Source organism: Streptomyces sp. NPDC020742 (genome assembly GCF_040641675.1).
Taxonomy (GTDB): domain Bacteria; phylum Actinomycetota; class Actinomycetes; order Streptomycetales; family Streptomycetaceae; genus Streptomyces.
This window is the reverse complement of the sequence record NZ_JBFAEA010000005.1, coordinates 251,848-272,811: the sequence shown is the minus strand read 5'-3', so window position 1 is coordinate 272,811 and position 20,964 is coordinate 251,848. Positions and strand designations below refer to the sequence as shown.

At 75.0% G+C, this 20,964-nt stretch carries 17 protein-coding genes; 6 read left to right on the top strand and 11 right to left on the bottom strand.

Translation table 11 applies throughout. The features are described from left to right. Positions 1-184 precede the first annotated feature (184 nt). Positions 185-2,815: a LuxR C-terminal-related transcriptional regulator gene (locus tag AB0G84_RS12665; RefSeq protein WP_361319019.1), complete on the bottom strand. Its 2,631-nt coding sequence runs from the start codon at positions 2,813-2,815 to the stop codon at positions 185-187. 456 nt (positions 2,816-3,271) lie between these two features. Here AB0G84_RS12665 and AB0G84_RS12660 point away from each other — a divergent pair, with 456 nt between their 5' ends. Together AB0G84_RS12660 and AB0G84_RS12655 are read left to right on the top strand one after the other, a co-directional pair. Further along, positions 3,272-4,588, top strand: a complete 1,317-nt coding sequence (locus AB0G84_RS12660) for a diacylglycerol kinase family protein (protein WP_361319017.1) — start codon at positions 3,272-3,274, stop codon at positions 4,586-4,588. A 139-nt stretch (positions 4,589-4,727) separates the two neighbouring features. Further along, the gene (locus tag AB0G84_RS12655; RefSeq protein WP_361319015.1) at positions 4,728-5,255 is read left to right on the top strand and encodes a hypothetical protein; all 528 of its coding nucleotides are present in this window, start codon (positions 4,728-4,730) and stop codon (positions 5,253-5,255) included. Between the two features lie 226 nt (positions 5,256-5,481). On the opposite strand, the gene AB0G84_RS12650 is transcribed toward AB0G84_RS12655, so the two are convergent. Next, positions 5,482-6,087 carry a DUF308 domain-containing protein gene (locus AB0G84_RS12650; RefSeq protein ID WP_361319013.1) on the bottom strand — a complete coding sequence of 202 codons (606 nt, stop codon included), beginning with the start codon at positions 6,085-6,087 and terminating at the stop codon, positions 5,482-5,484. A 531-nt stretch (positions 6,088-6,618) separates the two neighbouring features. On the opposite strand from AB0G84_RS12650, the gene AB0G84_RS12645 reads away from it, so the two are divergent. Both AB0G84_RS12645 and AB0G84_RS12640 read left to right on the top strand, forming a co-directional pair. Further along, a complete protein-coding gene (locus tag AB0G84_RS12645) occupies positions 6,619-8,127 on the top strand; it encodes an FUSC family protein (protein WP_361319011.1) in 1,509 nt (502 codons plus the stop codon). A gap of 117 nt (positions 8,128-8,244) precedes the next feature. Next, positions 8,245-9,294, top strand: a complete 1,050-nt coding sequence (locus tag AB0G84_RS12640; protein ID WP_361319009.1) for a lactonase family protein — start codon at positions 8,245-8,247, stop codon at positions 9,292-9,294. 72 nt (positions 9,295-9,366) lie between these two features. On the opposite strand, the gene AB0G84_RS12635 is transcribed toward AB0G84_RS12640, so the two are convergent. The 7 genes from AB0G84_RS12635 to AB0G84_RS12605 form a co-directional block, all read right to left on the bottom strand. Next, positions 9,367-9,717 (bottom strand): nuclear transport factor 2 family protein, encoded by a 351-nt coding sequence (locus AB0G84_RS12635; protein WP_361319007.1) that lies wholly within the window; start codon positions 9,715-9,717, stop codon positions 9,367-9,369. A 315-nt stretch (positions 9,718-10,032) separates the two neighbouring features. After that, positions 10,033-10,899, bottom strand: a complete 867-nt coding sequence (locus AB0G84_RS12630) for a hypothetical protein (protein WP_361319005.1) — start codon at positions 10,897-10,899, stop codon at positions 10,033-10,035. A 184-nt stretch (positions 10,900-11,083) separates the two neighbouring features. Beyond that, positions 11,084-12,103, bottom strand: coding sequence for a BadF/BadG/BcrA/BcrD ATPase family protein (locus tag AB0G84_RS12625; RefSeq protein WP_361319003.1), 1,020 nt, complete (start codon positions 12,101-12,103; stop codon positions 11,084-11,086). Beyond that, a complete protein-coding gene (locus AB0G84_RS12620; RefSeq protein WP_361319001.1) occupies positions 12,096-13,154 on the bottom strand; it encodes a phospholipid scramblase-related protein in 1,059 nt (352 codons plus the stop codon). Before AB0G84_RS12620 ends, AB0G84_RS12625 begins: the two co-directional genes overlap by 8 nt. Before the next feature lie 23 nt (positions 13,155-13,177). Beyond that, positions 13,178-13,855 carry a uracil-DNA glycosylase gene (locus AB0G84_RS12615; RefSeq protein ID WP_361318999.1) on the bottom strand — a complete coding sequence of 226 codons (678 nt, stop codon included), beginning with the start codon at positions 13,853-13,855 and terminating at the stop codon, positions 13,178-13,180. Positions 13,856-14,047: 192 nt separating this feature from the next. Continuing rightward, positions 14,048-15,133 carry a sialidase family protein gene (locus AB0G84_RS12610; RefSeq protein ID WP_361318997.1) on the bottom strand — a complete coding sequence of 362 codons (1,086 nt, stop codon included), beginning with the start codon at positions 15,131-15,133 and terminating at the stop codon, positions 14,048-14,050. Positions 15,134-15,290: 157 nt separating this feature from the next. Next, complete coding sequence (locus tag AB0G84_RS12605) at positions 15,291-16,394, bottom strand: NADH:flavin oxidoreductase/NADH oxidase (protein ID WP_361318995.1); 1,104 nt, start codon at positions 16,392-16,394, stop codon at positions 15,291-15,293. 176 nt (positions 16,395-16,570) lie between these two features. Here AB0G84_RS12605 and AB0G84_RS12600 point away from each other — a divergent pair, with 176 nt between their 5' ends. Next, complete coding sequence (locus AB0G84_RS12600) at positions 16,571-16,942, top strand: helix-turn-helix domain-containing protein (protein ID WP_361318993.1); 372 nt, start codon at positions 16,571-16,573, stop codon at positions 16,940-16,942. Positions 16,943-17,153: 211 nt separating this feature from the next. On the opposite strand, the gene AB0G84_RS12595 is transcribed toward AB0G84_RS12600, so the two are convergent. Both AB0G84_RS12595 and AB0G84_RS12590 read right to left on the bottom strand, forming a co-directional pair. Continuing rightward, positions 17,154-17,762: a hypothetical protein gene (locus AB0G84_RS12595; protein WP_361318991.1), complete on the bottom strand. Its 609-nt coding sequence runs from the start codon at positions 17,760-17,762 to the stop codon at positions 17,154-17,156. Positions 17,763-17,985: 223 nt separating this feature from the next. Beyond that, positions 17,986-19,356, bottom strand: coding sequence for an FAD-dependent oxidoreductase (locus tag AB0G84_RS12590; protein ID WP_361318989.1), 1,371 nt, complete (start codon positions 19,354-19,356; stop codon positions 17,986-17,988). 206 nt (positions 19,357-19,562) lie between these two features. Here AB0G84_RS12590 and AB0G84_RS12585 point away from each other — a divergent pair, with 206 nt between their 5' ends. Further along, positions 19,563-20,723: a DUF6214 family protein gene (locus tag AB0G84_RS12585; protein ID WP_361318987.1), complete on the top strand. Its 1,161-nt coding sequence runs from the start codon at positions 19,563-19,565 to the stop codon at positions 20,721-20,723. The last annotated feature ends 241 nt before the right edge of the window (positions 20,724-20,964 follow it).

Below are 20,964 nucleotides of genomic sequence, written 5' to 3'. Positions count from 1 at the left end.
GGAACCGTCCTCTCGCATGCTGTCGGCCGCGCGACCGGACGGCATCACCCGCAGGAGGTGACCCGGGGCCAGGGGGGCGCTTCCCTTCCTTCCGGCTGCTTCCGGATCTCCGTGGACGCGCGGGGGCCCAGGAAGCCCCCTGGGCCCGAAGGGACTCCCGGGCGCAAAGGCCCGCGGGTCCGGGTCACAGCAGGTGCAGCTCCCGGCCGCGCTCGACGGCCTCCCGGCGGCGCCCGGCGCCGAGCTTGCGGAAGACGCTCCTCAGGTGCGTCTTGACGGTGTTGACGGACAGTTGGAGCTCCGCGGCGATCTCCTCGTTGGACATCATCCGGGCCACACAGGCGAGGACCTCCCGCTCCCGGCCGCTGAGCGGCTCGACCAGCACCGGCCCGGCCGGCCCGTCCGGACCGTCCGGCGGCCGGGGGAACAGCCAGTCCGGTGCCGGCGGCGCCCCGTCCCGGAGCAGGTGCCGCACCCAGGGCCCGGCCTCGGTGAACGGCCGTCGCAGCTGTTCCGGAGCGGCCGCATCGAGCGCCTCCGCCAGCAGCCCGCGCGCGGCCGGCCGGTCACCCGTCAGCAGCGCGGCATGGGCCCGCAGCAGACGGATCCGCACCCGGTCGGACAACTCAGCCCCCGGCGCCGCTTCGGCCGGCGCGACCAGACGGAGGGCGCGGGTGGCGCGCCCCGCGGCGAGGTGCGCCAGCGCCAGCGCCACGGTCCGCGCCACGCCTCCGGTGCCGGGCAGGTTCAACACCGCGGCCGCCGCGGCGGGGTCGCCCCGGGCTAGGACGGCGGCCGAGCGCGCCACGGCCAGGCGCTCCGCAGGCCACGCGGGGAGCGCCGGCCCGGGCTCGTCCAGCGCCGCGACCGCCGCGGCCCACCGGCCCTGCGCCAGCTCCCCCCGGGACCGCAGGACGGCCCGCTCGGTCCACAGCACCGGATCGTCCCGGAGCCCGGGCAACGCCTCGGCCAGCTCAAGGTGGTGACGTGTCGTCAGAATCTCGCAGCGTTCGGACGCCACGACGGCCAGCGCCAACTGGCCGGCGGCCGAACGGCGGTCCTCGGCCAGGCCGTACCGGTCGGCGACGACGAGGGAGTCCGCTGCGTGCTCCGCCGCCGCGGTCAGCGCCCCGCCGAGGCCCTCGGCCAGCGCCATCCCGCCCAGCACCGCATGCCGTACGGCGTGCGGCACGTCGGTGGTGCAGGCCCGCAGCGCGTCCCCGAACGCGCGCCGGGCCTCGCCGAGGCGCCCCGCCCCCAACAGGCCACGGGCCAGGCCGTGGTGCCGCAGTGCCTCGATCTCCGGGCGCTCCTTCAGTCGGGACGCGGGCACCTTGGTCATCAGCTCCGCGACCTGCCGGGCCCGCCGGCCGGCCACGGCCCCGCCCTCGCCCCCGCGCCCGTACGGCTCCGCGAGCAGCCGCAGCAGCGCATGGGTCAGCCGCGCCTCCGGGCCGGCCCGCGCACCCCGGTGCCGCAGCCGCCGCTCGGCCCGCCCGAGCCACGCCCGGCAGCCCGCGGCGTCCTGCCGGGACAGCCGGCGGGCCGCGGTCACCAGAGCCGCCTCGGCCCCCGGGACGTCCGTGGGCATCTGAGCGAAGAGCGCGGCCGGCCCGGCGCCGTCGGGACCGGCCAGCAGGCGGCCGACCAACAGCTCCCGCACGGCGGTCGCGGCGGCGTACGGCCAGTCCCCGGCGGCGGTCGCGTGCACCAGGGCCTCGGTGATCCGCTCCTGCGCGGCGAACCAGCGGGCGGCCCGGCGGTGCAGCCACGGTGCGAGGTCCGGCCGCCTGCCCCGCAGCTCCGCCTGCAACACCCCCGCGAACAGCGGGTGGACCCGGAACCACCCGGTCTCGCCGATCGGTTGGACGAACGCGTTGTCGTGGACCAGCCGCTCCAGGACCTGCGCGGCGTCCGCGTGCCCCGTCAGGGCGTCGGCGAGCCCGGGGTGGACCCGTTCCAGGACGCTGGTGCGCACCAGGAGCTCCCGGGTCGCAGCGGGCTGTGCGTCCAGCACCTCGGCCAGCAGGTAGTCGGCCACCGCACGCTCGGACGCGGTGAACGACCGGGCGAAGGCGGCGGCGTCACCGGACCGTTCGACGGCCAGCGCGCACAGCCGCAGCCCGGCGGCCCAGCCCTCGGTGCGCCGGGTGAGGCCGGCGACGACCTCCGCACCCGGCGCAGGTCCGTGGCCGCCCAGCAGGCTGGCCGCCTCCTCGGGGGTGAACGCCAGGTCGGCGCCCCGGATCTCGCACAGCCGGCCCTCGGCGCGGTAGCGGTGCAGCGGAAGCAGGGGGTCCGTGCGGCTGGTCAGCACCAGGTGCAGCCCCGGGCCGGCGTGGTCGACCAGGAACTCCAGGCCGTCGGCCAGCTCCCGGCCGGGCACCCGGTCGAGGCCGTCGACGACCAGCACCGCCGGCTCGGGCAGGTGCTCCAGGGCGGCGGCGAACCACACCAGCAGGGAGCGGTCTGAGCCGCCCGCACCAGGCGCCCCACCGGGCCCGCCGTCCGGCAGCAGCAGACCGCGTCGGAAGCCCTCCCGCACGTAGGCCCAGCAGACGCCCGGGGTGTCCGCGCGGTCCAGGGTCACCCAGACGACCGGCCCGGGCGGTGCCCCCGACTGCGCCCAGGACGCGGCCAGGGTCGTCTTGCCGGCCCCCGCCGGGCCGGTGATCAGCGTCAGTGGTCCCCGTGCCCCGTCGGTGAGCCGGTCCAGGAGCCGCCGCCGGTGCACCAGGCCGCCGACGACGGCCGGTACCGAGAGCTTCGCGGCGAGCAGGGGATCCCCGTACGGGGACGGCGAGGCTACGGGCATGGGCACCCCCAGGCGGACGACGGCGGGACGGGGACGGCGCCCGGCGAGGCACGGGCCGGTGGGCCCCGCCGCCTCCGCTGGAACCGGGCGTGCCGGTGATCGGCTCCTCCATGGTCACCCGCCGGCCCGTTGATCGCAGCGGGCCGGCGCCGCCCGTACGCCCCGGCGCCGCCCGTACGCCCCGGCGCCCCCCGTACGCGCCGGGGCTGCCCGTAGGGCGTAGGCGCTGGGACGGGCTGTCCGCGTCGGCCCCGCCGTACGTGCCGGAACTGCTTGTGCGCACCGGAACCGTCTGCGTGCGCACCGGAAACCGCCTGTACGTGCCGGGACCGCCCGTAGAGCGCCCCGGGTCGCCGCGACCGACCGTGCCGCGGGTCTCCTGTCGCCCGTAGCGGGTGATGCGGTCCCCGGGCCGGGACGGTGGAATCGGGACGGGCACAGGAGGGAGGCCGGGGCGTGGACAGACGCTGGACCGCACGCCTGGCGCTGGCGACGGGAGCCGCGGCGGTGCTGCTCCTGCTGGTGGTCGCCGGGCTGCGGAGCATCGTGCTGGTGGCCGTGGGGCTGGCCGGGCTGGCCGTCACCGCCGCCGGGGTGTGGTGGGTGCTCTCCCGTAGGGGCCTGCTCAGGGTGCTCGCCCTGGTGCTGGTGGTGCTGGCGCCGCTCGCCGTCCTGGCGCTCTATGTGGACGCCGGGCTGTTCTGGGTCGTGGTGGTCTCGCTCGGGTTGTGGACGCTGGCGCTGGCCACCGGACGGGCCGCGCTGGAGGAGGGATCCGCCCCGGCGGACGACGCCGAGCGACCCGTCGCTCCCCCCGCCCGACCCTTCCTCATCATGAATCCGCGCTCCGGCGGCGGGAAGGTCGGACGGTTCGGGCTGGTGGAGAAGGCCAAGGCGCTCGGCGCCGAGGTCGCCGTGCTGGACCCCGGGCATCCGCAGGACGTCGCCGAACTGGCCCGGCAGGCCCTCGACAACGGCGCCGACCTGCTCGGGGTCGCGGGCGGCGACGGCACCCAGGCCCTGGTGGCGGGGGTGGCGGCGAAGCACGGCGTGCCGTTCATGGTGATCTCGGCCGGCACCCGCAACCACTTCGCGATGGACCTCGGCCTCGACCGCGACGACCCCGCGACCTGCCTGGAGGCGCTCACCGACGGCGTGGAGCGGCGCATCGACCTCGGCTTCATCGGCGAGCGCTGCTTCGTCAACAACGCCTCCTTCGGCGCCTACGCGGCGGTGGTGCAGAGCCCCGCGTACCGCGACGACAAGGCCCGCACCACCCTCCAGGTACTGCCGGACCTGCTGACCCACCACACCGGACCCCACCTGACCCTCAGCGCCGGAGAAGTGACCCTCGACGCGCCACAGGCCGTCCTGGTGAGCAACAACGCCTACCGGATGGGGGACCCGGCGGGACTGGGGCGCCGGGACCGGCTGGACGCCGGGAGCCTGGGCGTCCTGGGCATCAAGGTCGACAACGCCGCGCAGGCCGCCTGGCTGCTGCGCGGCCGGAGCGGAGCCGGACTGACCTCGTGCACCGCCCGCGAGGTCGTGCTGGACGCCGACGCCATCGCCGTCCCGGCCGGTGTCGACGGCGAGGCCCTCACCCTGGCCACCCCGGTCCGCTGCCGGATCGCGCCCGGAGCCCTGCGCATCCGGCTGCCGCGGCACCGCCCCGGTGTGCCGCGGGGCGCCCCGCCGATGGACTGGCGGAGGGTGCGGCGGCTGGCCCTGACGATGGGGCGGACCGCGGCGGGTCGGCCGCCCACCCGCTGACACGGGCTCCCCGGGCCACGGGCTGATCCAGGCGCCCAGGATCCAGGCACCCAGGATCCAGTCGCCCGGGCCGGGTCCCGACCGCCGGACTGGACGCCGTGACCGTGCGGGGCGCCGCCTTCTCGGCGACCCTGGAGGCGTGACCAGCCACGCCCGGGCACCGCGCCCCCAGACGCCGCAGCGGACCGGGGCCCTACCCGCCCGGATCGACTACAGCGGCGCGGTCTACGGCTCGCTGCTCGCCGCGTCGGTGGTGGTCGGCGCCGGCACGCTCGGCCCCTACCCCTGGCTCGAACTCGCGGTCCTGCTGCTGTCCACCGGCGCGGTGTTCTGGGCCGCGCACGTCTTCGCCCGGATCTTCGGGGCCCGGGTGGTGCGGCAGCCGCTGAGCCGTGCGGAGATCCGCCGGGTGTGCCTCGACGAGCGGCCGATCGTCGAGGCGGCGGTGCCGCCGGCCGTCGCGGTGGTGCTGGCCGGGCAGTTCGGACTCGACTACGACGGCGTGGCCTGGCTGGCGCTCGGGATCGCGCTGACCGGGCAGGTCGGCTGGGCGATGGCCGCCACCGTACGAGCCGGCGCCTCACTCCGGCTCACCCTGGCCGCCGGGGTCGCCAATATGCTGCTGGGGCTGCTCATCGTGGTCGTCAAGGCCGCACTCCAACACTGACGGCCCGGCCGGCGTCCCTGTGCGTCCGGGCTCGCTGCTCCCGGCCGTGCACACGGCCCCGGTGGGACCCACCCCACCCGACGCCACCGCCCTCAGCCTGGCTCAGCGCCCAGGCCTGGCTCTCTGCCCCGTCCCGAATTCGCCGCACCCGCCGTACCGCCCCCGTTCACCCCGCCCCGGCTCGCCCTGCCCCGGCTCGTCCCACCCTGGCTCACCCCGCCCCGGCTCACCGCGCCCCGCCGCCCCCGCGCAGCGCCGAACGCAGCGAGAACGCCACCACCAGCTCCAAGATCCCGAGCACCACCAGCCACAGGCCCAGCAGCCACGCCAGCGCCACCGCGGACTCGACCGGGAAGCAGAGCACCACGATCCCCGCCACCACGCCGAGCGCTCCCGCGACGAACGTCAGGCCCCGGTGGGCGAGCTCACGGTCGGCGATCGCCACGAACACCGTCAAGAACCCAGCGAACACCCAGTACAGGCCGACGATCAGGGACAGTGCGGCGATGGTCTGCAGCGGGTGCCGCAGGCACAGCACGCCGGCGAGGATCGCCACCAGCGCGATCAGCACCCCGGCCACCCGGCCGCCCTGACGGGCCTCCCGGGAGAACGCCCGCACAAAGCTGAAGACACCCGCCAGCAGCAGCTGCAGGCCGATGATGACCGCGAGTATCCGCAGCGTCTCGTCCGGCCACACCAGTATCAGGATCCCCGGCACCAGGGTCGCCAGGGCGAAGCCGAGCGCCCAGTGCCAGGAGCCGCCCAGCGCGCCCAGCACGTCCTGTGCGTCGGCGCGCCCGCGCTGCGATGAGGAACCGCCCGGTACGGACATCACGCCTCCCTTGACGACGTCTACTGCGCACCACCCGGTCTGGCCCGCCCGTCGAGTCTTCTCCCGGCCGCCCCGGAGCGGATCCCCCGTTCCGGGTGACCAGCCCCTTTCGCGCGTGCCACCGGGCGCGGGCCCTCCGGACCGCCCTGGCCCTCGGCCTGACGGACCACCCCGTGCCCCGCCCCGGCCCATGGCCTGCTCGCACCCTCCGTCCCCCGCCCCGGCCATTGGCCCGCTTCTGGCGCGGCCGGCGGGCGCATCGTTGAGCCAATGGCCCAGTGTTTGAGGAGTCTGTTGAGCCATCGGTGTGCGGGATGCTGAGATGGTCCCGTCGATGGCGCTGCGGATCCCCGCGGCGCCTTTTTCGTGCGGGTGCACGCCGGTGTCCGACCGGCTCCGTCCCGCAGGCCCCGGGCGGCCCGACGACACGGCAGCCCGGACCCATGGATCCGGACGTCCGGGTCCCCACGCGGAACCGGACACCACGGATCGGACACCACAGGTCGGACAACGGAGAAGGGGCGGAAAGCTGTGCTCAAGGAGATGTTCGTGGCTCCGGACCCGGGCCGGCTGCGGCTGCGCAGCGCCACCCGGGCCGTCCTCGGCATCGGCCTGGCGGTGGCCGTCTGCGGCCTCGCCGGCCACTCGCTCGTCGCGGCCGTCACCGGCGGGCTCGCCGCCCTGCTGGCGCTGTTCACCGTCACCGACGCGACGGTCCGGGGCCAGGCGGTGACCACCGCCCTGCTGCCCGCCGTCGGCTTCCCGGTGCTCGCCCTCGCCACCGTGCTGCACGACCACCCCACGGCCCGGGACGCGGCCTTCCTCGCCGTACTGGGGCTGGGGGTCTACGCCCGGCGCTGGGGCCCGCGGGGGCACGCCCTCGGGGTGTTCGCGTTCATGACCTTCTTCGCGACCCAGTTCCTGCACGCGGTGCCCGGTCAGCTGCCGGAGCTGTTCGCCGCCGTCCTGCTGTCCCTGCTGTCCGCCTCGGCGGTCCGCTTCGGGCTGTGGTGCTACGAGCGGCGGCTGCCGCCCGCCGGCGCCCCCGCACCCCTGGGCGGCACCGGCTGGGCCCGCACCACCACCCGCCAGGCCGTCCAGGCCACCGTGGGCGGCGGCTTCGCGCTCCTGGCGGGCCAGCTGCTCTCCGACCAGCGCTGGTACTGGGCGGTGGGCGCCACCTGGTGGATCTTTGTGAACACCGCCTCCCGCGGCGAGACCCTGGTCCGCGGCTTCCGGCGGGTCCTGGGCACGGTGCTCGGCATCGGCGCCGGTTGGCTGGTGGCGATCCCGCTGCACGGGGCCCCGGTTCCCTCGGCCGCCCTGATCGCGGCCTGTGTCTTCGGGATCTTCTACACCGCGGCCGTCTCCTACACCTGGATGATGTTCGCGGTGACGGTGATGGCCGGACTGCTCTACGGGCTGCTGGGGGTCCTGGACTCCGGCCTGCTCGCGCTCCGCCTGGCCGAGACCGGCGTCGGCGCGGCCGGTGCGGCGCTGGCCGTCCTCCTGGTGCTGCCGGTGACCACCCACGCCACCACCGACGCCTGGATCCAGCGCGCCCTGCGCTGTGTGCACGCCTGCGCCGCCGAGTCCGCGGCCCGACTGGCCGGCTCCGCGACCGCCGACCCGGCCCCGCGGATCGCCGAACTGGAGCTGCTGCTGGGCAGGGTGCGGCTCTCCCTCGCCCCGCTCGTACACCCGCTCAGCCCGCTGTGGAGCCGCAAGGACAAGGCCCGCCGCGTCCTGGCCCTGCTCGACGACTGCGCCCGCGAGGTCCGGGGGCTGGCCTCCATCGCCGCCGACCCCGAGGCCTCGCACGACGACCGCCTGGCCGCCGCCTGCTGGCGGGTGGAGGCCGCAGTCGAGGCGCTCACGACACCGGGCGCCGGGCACCCCGCCCAGGGAACCGCCGCGGCCGCCCCGCCGCTCTCCGCGCCCGGACCCGCGCTCCTTCACCTGCACGGTCTGGAGGCCGCGCTGGCCGAGCTGGCGGCGCCGCTGCGCAGCACCCGGCGCTCGCCGATGGCTGGCGCCTGACCCCGCCGGTACGCGCCGAGGGGACGCCCGGAACCGGCCATCGGCACCGGGCGGCCCCTCCGCTGCTGTTAGCGTCGCCGCAGCACCTCAACGGGCGGGCGGCGAAGGGGCGTACCGATGGCGACGCACGACACCGGCCCGCGGGCCTACATCGGCTCGTTCACCACGGCAGGGGGCCTCGGCATCACCACCGCGGCCGTCGCCCCGGAGACCGGCGCCCTCACCCCGCTGCACTCCACCGACGCCGTCCCCAACCCCTCCTACCTGGCCCTCGATCCCGACGGCCGTCGTCTCTACGCGGTCAGCGAGACCCCGGACGGCGCCGCCGCGGCCTTCGCCCTGACGCCCCGGGGGCCCGCGCCGCTCGGCCCGGCCGTCCCGGTCGGCGGCGCCGACCCCACCCACCTCACCCTGGCCACCGGCCGCCTCCTCACCGCCAACTACAGCTCGGGCAGCGTCAGTTCGCTCCCCGTACGGGCCGACGGCTCGCTCGGTGGACCCGCCGCCGTGCTCACTCACCGGGGCAGCGGCCCCCGGCCGGACCGTCAGGAGGGCCCGCACGCCCACGCCGTGCTGCCCGACCCCTCCGGCGCCTGGCTGCTCAGCGTCGACCTGGGCACCGACTCGGTGCGGGTGTGCACCCTCGATGCCACCGGCCGGGCACCGGCCGTCCGCGACGAGGTGCGGCTGCGGCCCGGCAGCGGCCCGCGACACCTCGCCTTCCACCCGCGCGGCGACCGCGCCTACGTCATCAACGAACTCGAGCCGACGGTGACCGTCTGCCGGTGGGAAGCCGACCGGGGCGCGCTGACCCCGCTGGGCGAGACCCGGCTACTGCCGGACGGGGCGGCGGCCACCGCCACCTTCCCCTCCGCGCTGGTCCTCTCCCGGGACGGCCGGTTCGCCTGGGCCGCCAACCGTGGTCACGACAGCCTCTCCGTGCTCGCCCTCGACGCGTCCGGCGACACCGCGACCCTCGTCACCACCGTTCCCTGCGGCGGCCACTGGCCCCGCGACCTGGCGCTGCATCCCGACGGCCGGCACCTCTACGCCGCCAATGAACGCTCCGGCGACGTCACGTGGTTCACCCTCGCCCCGCGGACCGGCATCCCGGCCCGCGGCGGCGCGCTCGCGGCGCCGGCCGCCTCGTGCATCGTCTTCGCCTGAGCCCTGAGCCCTGAGCCCTGAGCCCTGAGCCAGGGCTCCCGGCGGCGCGGAAGGCGCTGCCGTGCTCGGCCCCTACGGTCCCTCAGCCCTGGGGAAGCGGCCCCCGAAATACACCTCGACCTCGGAGATCCGGCCGTCCCGCACCGTCTGCACCTCGACGTTGCGGTGGCGTTCACCGGTCGTCAACTCGTACTCGTAGCGGAGGTGGACCCGGTGTGCGTCGAGCGCCACCGCCTCGAGGATCTCCTGATGGCGGACGCGGTCCGCCGTCGGGAAGCACACCTCCAGGAAGGTGCCCTTGCCGATGTGGTCGTCCTGCGGGCTGGTGAACACGAAGTCGTCGGCGAGCAGCCGGTCCATGGCCGCGCGGTCCTTGCCGAGGTAGGCGGCGAAGGCGGCGCGTACGGTGTCGACGTTCGACATGACCCTCCTTCCGGGGGCGCTGAGCGGCCCTCTCGCGAGCGTAGGGCCACCGGACCACCCGTGTCCGGGCACCGCGCCTGCCCGGCGCTCTGACGGGCATCCACGCCCTCCACGAGAGCAGCCCAGGGCTGCCGGGTGCCGCCCGACGACCTGCCCGGACAGCGCGAAGGGCCGCCCCGTGCACAGTGCACGGGGCGGCCCTTCGGTGACGAAGTCCGGGCACCCGGGTCCTCGGGCGTCTCTTCCTTGCGATCGCACGCACCAGACGCCGCGGGGCCCGCCCTCCGGGCGAACGGTCGGAGTGTGAGCCAGGGCCTAGCGGGCCCCTACCCCCTGGGCCTGCGACGGGAGCTTGAGGCCCACCGCCGCCGCGTAGTTCGACAGGACCAGCCGGCCCACCGCACCGTACGCGCCCAGCGCCTCGGCCGCGGCGCACCCGGCCTCCGACGCAGCCGCCCCCACCAGGCCGTCGGCGATTTCCGGCCCGATCAGGTACGGAGCCAGCGCCAGCTGCTGCGAACCGGATCCGCGCAGCTGCTCGGCGGTGCGGGAGATGGCGCCCTCCTCGTCCAGCGCGGCGGCCAGCACCGGCACCGCGAGGCGGGCGGAGAGCAGCATGCCGGTGATGCCGGCGGCCTGCACGGCCTCCTCGCCGCCCACGGTGGCGAGGATGATTCCGTCGGCGGCCGTGGCGACCGTGAACAGCCGGGCGCGGTCGGCGCGCGCCAGCCCGGCTTCGGAGAGCCGTACGTGCAGCGCCTCGGCGAGCAGCGGGTGCGGGCCCAGGACGTCGGTCAGCTCGGCACCGGAACCGCTGTTCATCATGGCCTGGCGTATCCGGCGCAGCAGCGCGCTGTCCGGTCCGGCCAGCAGCGGTACGACCACGGCGGCGGGGCCGGGGTCGGGGCGGCCGTCGATGTCCTCCCGGGCCTTCTGCTCGGTGGCGGCGTGCGCCAGGACCGCCTCCAGGGACGGGTACGCGTCGTCACCGCCGTCGACGTAGCCGATCCGGGCGTCGAGGCCCGGGAGTTCGGAGCGGGCGATGCTGGAGACCTCCTCCGCCAGGCTGCGCGCGGCGGGGGAGGGCGTGCCGGGTACGGCCAGCACGAGGGCGGGTGCGCCCTCGGGCGCGGCGAGCGGCTCCGGCTTGCGGTGGCGGCCGGACTGCCGCGCACGCGGCATTCGTACAGGCAGGCCAGGTGCGGCTCCCGGGCTCGGGGGTGCGGCGTCGAAATCGGGTGAGCCAGGTGCGGGCCCAGTGGGGGAACTCATGGCGCCGCATGCTAACGCCTCGGGCCACCCCCGCGCGGAGGGAGGGTTCGGTGCCGAGGTATCCGTCCCGATTTATCCCGCGCGTCACCGCGAGTTACCCCCGCACAGGCCGTGTGATCTGCAACAACTTCGTATCCGGGGGCAGCAGCAGGCGGTCCGCGGCCAGCGCCCCGGCGATCGTCAGCGCCCCGTCGAGTGGGCTCCGCGGTGTGACCTCCGGACGGGCGCCAGGCAGCCGCTCGGCGAGTGCGGCGCGCAGCGGGGCGAGCAGCGGTTCGCCGATGTCGAACAGCCCGCCGGTGCAGGCGACCGCGCTCTCGGCGCCCGAGGGGCAGACCGTGGCCGCGGCATCGGCGAGGTGCCCCGCGGCGGCACGCAGGATGCCGCGCGCCACCGCATCGTCCTCGGTGGCGCAGCGGGCGACCTCCGGGGCGAACGAGGCCAGTACGGCGGGCCGGTCGGCGCGTGGGTAGAGCGCACCGGGCAGGCCGCCGGCCGGCCCGAACACCGCCTCCGCACGCGCCAGCAGGGCGGCCGAGCCACCGGACCGCCCGTCGTAGGCGCGCAGTGCGGCCTCCAGTCCGGCGCGGCCGATCCAGGCGCCGCTGCCGCAGTCGCCCAGCAGATGACCCCAGCCGTCCGCGCGCCGCCAACCACCTTGTGGTGTCAGGTCGGTACCCAGGGCGATCACGCCGGTGCCGGCCGCCAGCACGGCACCGGGTCGCTGGCCCCGAGCGCCGGCGTACGCGGTCACCGCATCCGCGGCGAGGGCCAGCCGGCGGACCCCGAAGGCGGTCGCCAGCGCGGCGGGTAGCCGAGCCCGCAGGTCGTCGCCCAAGGAGGCCATGCCGGCCGCGCCCACACACGCCGCGACGAACCCGGACGCGCCCACCTCTCTCGCCAACTCCTCCGCCGCGGGCAGTAGTTGGGAGAGCAGATGTAAGGCGTCGATACCGGCCGGGCCGGTGTGCACCGGCTCGTCGGAGGCGTACGAGGCCAGCGGGTGCGCGTCCGCGCCCTCGGCGCGCGCCACCGCGATCCGCAGCCCCGAGCCGCCCGAGTCGACGCCGAGGACATGGCCGCGGAGCGCGCCGCGGCCGGCGGGCTCACCCAAAGCCGCGGGCGTCCTGCTTGAGGGCGGTGTCGACGGTCAGGGCCGTGGCGATGACCAGGCTGAGCAGGGGGTCGGGCAGCTGGTGGTGGATCTGCAGGACGTAGTTGTCCGCGGTGGTGAACATGGTCTTGGCGAGGCCCTCCCAGGTCTTGGTGATCCGGGCGACCTCGGTGTCGGCGTGGTCCACGATCGCGAAGTTCCAGGCCCGCCAGTTCTCGGCCTTGATGGCGCCGATCTGCTGGCCGTTGACCATCATCGCGAAGTTGATCTTCCCGATGGCGTTCTGCTGGACGATCTCGCCGACCGGCGAGCCGTCCGGCCGCTGCACGATCACCTTGGACTTGATGATCTTCGCCGGCCGGGTCAGCACCAGCTGCGGCTGGCCGTACGCGTCCCGGATCTCCAGCTTGTGGGTCATGTACTGATCGAGGCTGGAGACCACCCGCAGTACCTTCTTGGCCGTGCTCTGGCCGACCTGGACGACCGTGCCGATGGTGTTGCCGTGCTGGTCGAAGACGCTGTACTCATTGCTGACCTCGATGAGCTTGGCCTTCTGGTTGACCACCAGCACCGGCTCGGTGAACAGGCTGCCGCCGCTCGGCCCGCCGGGCGCCATCCCGGCCTGCTGCGGCACCTGGTGCGGTACCTGGGCGCCGGCCTGGTTCGGCATCTGCTGCTGCCCGTACGGCTGCTGCGCGGGAGCGCCCGGCCCGTGCGGGTGACCGGGGCCGGCCGCGCCGTACGGGGCACCGCCCTGTGGCTGCCCCCCGTACGGGGCCTGGCCGGGCGCCTGTTGCGGCGCGAACTGCGGCGCCTGCTGCGGGGCGTGCTGCTGCGGGACCTGCTGCGGGATCTGCTGTGCGGCCGGCTGCTGGGGCGCGGAGTGCGGGGCGGCGGCCTGCGCCCCCTGACCCTGGGCGGGCGCGCCGTGCGCCGCCTGCTGTCCCGGGTGGGTGTGCTCGGTCCACTGGGACCCGTCCCACCAGCGCAGTTGGTGGGGGGTGCCCTGCGGGTCGGCGTACCAGCCCGCAGGGATGTTCGCATTCGTCATGCCAGGCACACTATCGCCCGGTGTCAGGGCAGCCTCCAGTCGACGGGCTGTGCGCCCTGCTGCGCCAGCAGGTCGTTCACCCGGCTGAACGGTCGGGAGCCGAAGAAGCCCCGGTCGGCGGACATGGGGGAGGGGTGTGCGGACTCCACGGCCGGCAGATCGCCCAGCAGCGGGCGGAGGTTGCGGGCATCGCGCCCCCACAGCACGGACACCAGCGGGCGCCCGCGTGCCACCAGCGCCCGGATGGCCTGCTCGGTGACCTCCTCCCAGCCCTTGCCGCGGTGCGCGGCGGGCTTGCGGGGCGCCGTGGTCAGCGCTCTGTTCAGCAGTAGGACGCCCTGACGCGTCCAGGGGGTCAGATCGCCGTTCGAGGGCCGGGGCAGCCCGAGGTCGGAGTGCAACTCGCGGAAGATGTTCTCCAGGCTCCCGGGCAGCGGGCGGACGTCCGGCGCCACCGAGAAGCTGAGCCCGACCGCATGCCCCGGTGTGGGGTAGGGGTCCTGTCCGACGATGAGCACCCGCACCTCGTCGAAGGGCTGTTGGAAGGCGCGCAGCACATTGTTCCCGGCCGGTAGGTAGGTCCGTCCGGCGGCGATCTCCGCCCGCAGGAAGTCGCCCATCGCGGCGATCCGGTCGGCAACGGGCTCGAGTGCCTTCGCCCAGCCTGGTTCGACAATGTCTTGGAGAGGTCGTGCAGCCACGGGATCACCCTACTGGCCCAGGGGTGTTCCCCTTCAATCTCCGCCCTTCTTCCCCCGGTCGGTGGACCGGTCCGTGGTTCCGATGGACCGGGCCGTGCTTCCGGTGGCCCGGGCCGCGCTCTTGAGGGCCAAAAGCTGCCAACCGGCCCACGGCAGGGCCGCGTTGTTCCCCGCCGGTCCCCCACGTTCCCCTCACGCCACGGCTGCCGCCCGTACGCAGAGCACGTCCGGCAGGTGGGCGGCGAGCTGCTGCCAGCTGTCGCCGTCGTCCGCGCTGGCGTAGACCTCGCCGTTGCGGTTGCCGAAGTACACCCCCGCGGGGTCGGCGTCGTCGACGGAGAGCGCGTCCCGGAGCACGGTGCCGTAGTGCTCCTCCGGCGGCAGGCCCTCGTCGAGCGCCTCCCAGCTTCCGCCGGCATCGCTGGTCCGGTAGACCCGGCAGCGGTGCCCGGCCGGCACCCGGTCGATGTCCGCGGTGATCGGGAAGACATAGGCGACATCGCCGCGGTGCGGGTGGGCGGCCGCGGCGAAGCCGAAGTCCGAGGGGAGGCCGTCGCCGATGTCCGTCCACCGGGCGCCGGCGTCGTCGCTGCGGTAGACGCCCCAGTGGTTCTGTAGATACAGCCGGTCGCGGTCGACCGGATCCTGTGCGATCTTGTGGACGCACTGGCCGAACTCCGGGTGCTGGTCCGGCAGGAAGACTGCCTTGACCCCCTTGTTGGACGGCGTCCAGCTGGCGCCGCCGTCGCGGCTGCGGAACACCCCGGCGGTGGAGACCGCGACCGTGACCGCCTCGGCGTCCCGGGGGTCGGTGATCACGGTGTGGACGGCCAGCCCGCCACCGCCCGGCACCCACTGCTCGCGGCTCGGGTGGTCCCACAGCGCCCGTACGAGCTCGAAGGTCTCCCCGCGGTCCTCGGAACGGAAGAGGCCTCCGGGCTCGGTGCCCGCGTAGACCACGTCGGGTGCGGCCGGGCCCGCGGGGTGCAGCTGCCACACCCTCTCCAGCGAAGTGCCGGTGTCTTTCGGGTACGTGACCGCGGGGCGGGCGGGTTCCTGCCAGGTCTCGCCCAGGTCGTCGGAGTGGAACACCGACGGGCCCCAGTGGGCGCTGTCGGCACCGGCCAGCAGCCGGGGCGTGCTGCGGCGGGTGTCGATCCCGAGGGAGTAGACCGCCTGCGAGGGGAAGTGCGGTCCGCTCAGCTCCCAGTCGCCGTGCCGTCGCCGGCCGATGAAGAGCCCTTTGCGGGTACCCACTGCGAGGAGTACGTCAGTCATGGCCGGAACACCTCCGGGACGCCGTTGTCTCAGACAGTGGCAAGTCTGCACCCGCCCACTGACAATGGCGTGCCGGACGGTATCCGCGCAGGTCGGACGGTGCGGTGCGGTGCCGGCAGGGGAGTGCCGCACACCGCCCGCAGGGCCCGGGAGGGCCTCAGACCGCCCGGTGGTACTGGTCCGGTGCCGGGATCGGGGCGCCCAGTTCCCGTGCCGCGTGCTGCGCGAAGCTGGGGGAGCGCAGCAGCTCACGACCGAGCAGCACGGCGTCGGCCTGGCCGTCCGCGACGATCTTCTCGGCCTGCCGGGCCTCGGTGATCAGCCCGACGGCGCCCACCGCCAGCCCGGTCTCCCTCCTGACCCGCTCGGCGAACGGCACCTGGTAACCCGGGCCCGTGGTGATCTTCGCGTCCGGGGCGTTGCCGCCCGAGGAGGTGTCCAGCAGGTCGATCCCGCGCTCCTTGAGGTCGCCGGCGAAGCGCACGGTGTCATCGGCCGTCCAACCGGTGCGCTCGTCGCTGCCGTCCTCGGTGAGCCAGTCGGTCGCCGAGATCCGGAAGAAGACCGGCAGCTCGTCGGGCCACACCTCGCGCACCGCGTCCACGACCTCCAGCGCGAAGCGCGTCCGGTTCTCGTACGAGCCCCCGTACGCGTCGGTGCGCCGGTTGGTGAACGGGGAGAGGAACTCGTTGATCAAGTAGCCGTGGGCGCCGTGGATCTCGACCACCTCGAACCCGGCCTCCCGCGCCCGCCGCGCGGTCGCCGCGAACTTCCCCACGATCTCCTGGATCTGCGCCACGGACAGCTCCGCGGGCGCGCTGGAGTCCCCGTCGAACGCCAGCGGGCTCGGGCCGAGCGGCTGCCAGCCGTGCCGCTGCCCGGGAAGGAGCGGACGACCGCGGTCCACCCAGGGGCGCTCGGTCGACGCCTTGCGGCCTGCATGGGCGATCTGGACTCCCGGAACCGTCCCCTGGGACTTGAGGAAGCCGGTGATCCGCCGGAACGCCTCGGTCTGGGCGTCGTTCCACAGCCCCAGGTCGTACGGGCTGATCCGGCCCTCGGGGCTGACCGCGGTCGCCTCCGCGAGGATCAGGCCGGTGCCGCCCACCGCCCGCGCGGCCAGGTGCTGGAAGTGCCAGTCACCGGGCACCCCCTGCGCCGGGCCTTCGGGCGCCGCGGAGTACTGGCACATGGGCGCCATCCAGAGGCGGTTCGGAACGGTCAGCGCGCGAAGGGTGAGGGGCTCGAACAGTGCGCTCACGGCAGGCTCCTGTACCTGGAGGGGTCGGTTCCGGGCAGAACCGCACTCGTACGATAGGCGCCGTACTACGGTGGATGTCAAACTACGATGCTTCTCGTACAATGAGCGGGCGGCCAGGGCGCCTCGCCGGACCGCACTCCCGGGAACCGGGCCCGCAGACCGAGTCAGGAGCCGTCATGCCGACCGATACCAAAGCAGCGGGCGCCCCGTCGGGCCCCCGCTTGCTGGAGCACCCGGCCCGGGCGGACATCCGACTGGCCGATGTGCTGCACGCCCTCGCCGACCCGATGCGGCTGCGGATCGTCCGTACCCTCGCTGCCGCGGACGGCGAACTGAACTGCGCGGACATCGACCTTCCGGTCAGCAAGTCCACCTGCACCCACCACTTCCGGGTGCTCCGCGAACACGGCGTCATCCAGCAGCTCTACCGCGGCACCGCCAAGATGAACCGGCTGCGCCAGGCCGACCTCGAAGAGCTCTTCCCCGGCCTGATCGACGGTGTCCTGCGCGCGGCGGACCTCCAGGCCCGGCGCCTCGGGGAGGACTGACCGGGGCGGTCCGGGGAGCGTGCCGGTGTCCTGTGCGGGTTGGCGGGATCCGTTCGCTGTACGGGGCGAGCGCCCGGGCCTGGTGCACGCCCGCGGCCCCCGCCGCTGCCGGACGGGCGCACTCCCGCCACCCGCCGGCACCGGAAACGGGCCGCACGTCCCGTCGCCCGACGTCAGGGCAACTCCCTCCCCGTCGGGGCGGCTCCCGCCGTCAGGGCAGCTGGGCCGCGGCCTCGACGAGCGGGACCGGCAGGTACGCCGGCCAGTGCGCGCGGCCTATCTGATAGGCGAGGAACCCCTGTGCGGCGCCGACCTGTACCTCCTCGGTGGTCTCCGCCTGATACACCACACGGCAGGGGCCCTCGGCCTTCCTGGCCCGCTCCCACAGGGCCGGCGCCGGCTTGCGTTCGGCCTCGGTCCGCGGGGTGAAGATGCGGTCACCGAAGTCCGACCAGGCGAACGGCCGGGAATCCTTCCAGCCCTTCGCCACCTCGCTCTTCAGCTTCGCCGCGCGCTCCGCGTCGGTGTGCCCCCACGACGGGGGGACGTTGGTGATCAGGCCGACCGGGATGTGATGTGCCCGTAGGGCGCGCAGATAGGCGGCGGCTCCCGGCATGTAGCGCATGCTGCCGGCGTCGTCGGTGTGCACCAGGGTCTCGCCGAGATCGAAGTAGACCACGACGCACCTTCCGTTCCGCCCTTGGGCATCGGCGGACGGTACCCGCTCGGCGGCGCTGGCGGCCGGCACGGCCAGCGCCGTCATGCAGCTCACGGCGAGCAGGCTGCGGCAGGCCAGTCTGAGGAGGTCCGGCTTCTTCATGGGTGGAGCCTTTCGGTGGGGGGTGACGGTATTCATGTACACGCCACCCGCCCGGACTATGCAATCTCCTTACCCGGGAGGGCAGTTAACTAGCCACGCCGTACGGGCCCGATGGGCGCCCCGCGATGCGCAGGCGCCACCCGGCCTGCCGACCTCCCGCTGCGCGGCGCTCCAGGGCTCGGGGGTGTGGCCCATGTACTCGGCGCATTCCCTCCCGACGGGTTCAGCAGGTCACCTCCACCGACCGCGCCGCCGCCAACAGCCCCGCCCAGTCCGCGAGTTTGACGGTGCTCCGCCCCAGCCCCCGGCCGAACCTCTCCTCGGCGGCCTCGATGGCCAGCCAGCCCGGCCACGGCACCGGCCGCTGGCCCGCCCGGATCAGTGCGGCCACGGGGTCGGGGGCCGTGCTCCGCCCCGCGAGCGCCCCGGCGTCCGCCAGCAGCGACTGCACGGTCTCCTTCGCGCACGGCCGGTTGGTGCCGATCACCCCGGTCGGGCCGCGCTTGATCCAGCCCGCCACGTACACTCCGGGGAGCGGTGCCCCGTCCCGCAGCACCCGGCCGGCCTCGTGCGGCACCGTCCCGGTCGCCGCGTCGAACGGCAGCCCCGGCTGCGGCGTCCCCCGGTAGCCGACCGAACGCAGCACCAACTGCCCCTCGATCTCCTCGAATTCACCGGTGCCCACGACGCCGCCCCGCCCGTCGGGCGCGGTCCGCTCGAAACGCACCGCGCGCACCCCTGTGGCGTCCCCCAGCATCTCCACCGGGCGGAGGAAGAACCGCAGATGGATCCGGCGCCGGTGCCCCGCCGGGGTGGCCGCGGGCGTCGGTCGTTCCGCCCAGCCGCGCAGCACCTCGATGTTCCGCCGGGCCACCGCGGGCAGGCCGCCGGAGTCCCCGTACGCCGGGTCCCGAGCCAGTTCCTCAGCCCGCACCCGCACCTCGGTACCCGGCAGCGACCCCAGCTCCCGCAGCTCCTTGGTGGTGAACTTCGCCTGCGAGGGCCCACGTCGGCCGACCATCCAGACGTCCTCGACGTGGCTGTCGGCCAGCGCACCGAGCGGCTCCTGCGGCATGTCCGTGGCGGCCAGTTCGGCGGCGCCGCGCGAGAGCATCCGCGCCACGTCCACCGCCACATTGCCCACCCCGATCACGATCGCGGACCGCGCGCCGAGGTCGAACCGGGCCGTGGCGGCATCGGGGTGCGCGCTGTACCAGGCGACGAACTCGGTCGCCGGATGGCTGCCGGGCAGCTCCTCCCCGGGAATGCCCAGCTGCCGGTCGGTGGCGGCGCCCACACAGAACACCACCGCATCGAAGATCTCCCGCAGCTCCCGGACCCCCAGCCCCGGCGCGCCCGCCTCCACATTGCCCAGGAAGTGCACCCGGGGGTGCTCCAGTACCGTACGGAGATTGTTCTGCAGCGACTTGATCTTCTCGTGGTCCGGTGCGACGCCGTAGCGCACCAGGCCGTACGGGCAGGGCAACCGGTCCAGGACGTACACCTCGATGTCCGGTACGGCCTGCTGCTCGATCAGGGACTGGGCGGTGTACACACCGCTGGGCCCGGAACCGATCACTGCGACACGAAGCACGAGTGGCCCCTTCCGCGGGATACCCCCAGGATCGCACCGGCGGGCGCGCGACGAGAGATGCGCTATCGGGGTTGCTCCCGGTGGGATGAGCGTGCCGCGCCACTGGGCCGGGTGGGCTGGAGGCTAGGTTTTCAAATGTGTCGGAAAGTGACTTTTATACCGTTAATCACCGATATGAGGCCCGAAGCGCGCCACAGGAGTGGCCCATGTGGGAGCTGCAGGCGCACGGCTCGGCCGCGCCCGCTCCCGGCCCCGCCGCCGCGGACGGGGCGACCGGATCCGACGGCGCCGGCGTCCCGCCGCCCCGGCTCGACCCGCTGGGCTCCTGGTGCAGCGCCCGGCTGACCTTCGCCGACGGCGCTCGGATCGATGTCCTGGTGACGGTCTCCGACGATCACATCACGGTCGAGGACGTACGGGCCGATCCGCCACTGGCCCTGGACGGCCTCGCCGAACTGGCCCGCTGGATCGAGGGCCCGCTGGACGACGCCTTCCGCGCGGCCACCGGGCGACCGCGCCGGACCCGGTCCACGCCCCGGCAGTCCGGCCCCGCGGCAGCGTCGCCGGAGTGCGAGGGCGGGGTGACGGCTGGCCCGGCACGGGTGTCGCCGACCGGTCCGGCGTACGAACCGGCGGCAGCGGGGCGGGCGCCGGGCGGACCGACGGGTCGTACGACACCACAGTCCCCGGCCGAGCAGCCCCTGACCGAACCGCCCCGGACCGACGCGACACCGGACGCCGGGACCTGGAACTCCGTGACACCGGACGCCGGGATCTGGAACTCCGCACCGCCGGACGCCGTGCCGTCGAACGCCGCGCTGACGGAACCCCTGGCGCCCACCGCCGGCCCACCGGAACCGCTGGGGCCCGCACCCGCGGCGGGCGACCCGGTGGCTCCCGCGGCGGCCGAACCCGGCCCCGTATCGGCACCGGAACCGGCCGCCGACGAGGCCACGGAACCCGGTGCACCACCCGCGCCGGCCGGGGAGGAGACGGCCGGCGCGACGGAACCGACCGGGGTGGACCCGACCGGGGTGGAAGCGGCCGGGGTGGCGACGTCGGGGACGGAAGCGGCCGGGGAGGGTGTGGCGGGCGGCGTGGCGGACGGCGTGACACGGCCAGCCGCCGGGGCATCCGCGACGGGAGAGGCGTCCGCACCGCGCACCCGCTCCGCGTTGCTCGCCCGGTCCCGGGCCGCCGAGCGCCGTAAGCTCGCCGCGGACGCCTACCGCCAGGCCCAGCGGGAGGGCCGCGACCCGGTGCTCGCGGTGATGCTCGCCACCGGCCGCAACCGGCGAAGAGCGCTCCGCCTGATCGCCGGCGCCCGTGACGAGGGGCTCCTGACGCCGCGCCACAACAAGCGCTGACGGCGTCCCAACTCCGAATCCGGCAAGGCGGCTTGGCTGCACACGCCACCCTGCATGGTGCCGTGCCGTCCGTCCACGCCCCGAGGCTGGTCCCGGCCCCCCTGCGTCAGGACCCCGCTCGCCCTCCCCTCCGTGAGCGCGCCCCGCCCGCGCAATCGGCACCCCGGCTCCCGGACCGGTGTCGCCCCCGGCTCTGACTCGCCCCCGACTCTGACCCGACCCAGGCCCTGGCCCCGACCCA

Bases quoted from the DNA above. Each gene is read 5' to 3' on its own strand.
- AB0G84_RS12600 (WP_361318993.1), top strand. From the start codon at position 16,571: ATGCCGACCGATACCAAAGCAGCGGGCGCCCCGTCGGGCCCCCGCTTG.
- AB0G84_RS12665 (WP_361319019.1), bottom strand. From the start codon at position 2,815: ATGCCCGTAGCCTCGCCGTCCCCGTACGGGGATCCCCTGCTCGCCGCG.
- AB0G84_RS12585 (WP_361318987.1), top strand. From the start codon at position 19,563: ATGTGGGAGCTGCAGGCGCACGGCTCGGCCGCGCCCGCTCCCGGCCCC.
- AB0G84_RS12640 (WP_361319009.1), top strand. From the start codon at position 8,245: ATGGCGACGCACGACACCGGCCCGCGGGCCTACATCGGCTCGTTCACC.
- AB0G84_RS12650 (WP_361319013.1), bottom strand. From the start codon at position 6,087: ATGTCCGTACCGGGCGGTTCCTCATCGCAGCGCGGGCGCGCCGACGCA.
- AB0G84_RS12595 (WP_361318991.1), bottom strand. From the start codon at position 17,762: ATGAAGAAGCCGGACCTCCTCAGACTGGCCTGCCGCAGCCTGCTCGCC.
- AB0G84_RS12620 (WP_361319001.1), bottom strand. From the start codon at position 13,154: ATGACGAATGCGAACATCCCTGCGGGCTGGTACGCCGACCCGCAGGGC.
- AB0G84_RS12630 (WP_361319005.1), bottom strand. From the start codon at position 10,899: ATGCCGCGTGCGCGGCAGTCCGGCCGCCACCGCAAGCCGGAGCCGCTC.
- AB0G84_RS12635 (WP_361319007.1), bottom strand. From the start codon at position 9,717: ATGTCGAACGTCGACACCGTACGCGCCGCCTTCGCCGCCTACCTCGGC.
- AB0G84_RS12610 (WP_361318997.1), bottom strand. From the start codon at position 15,133: ATGACTGACGTACTCCTCGCAGTGGGTACCCGCAAAGGGCTCTTCATC.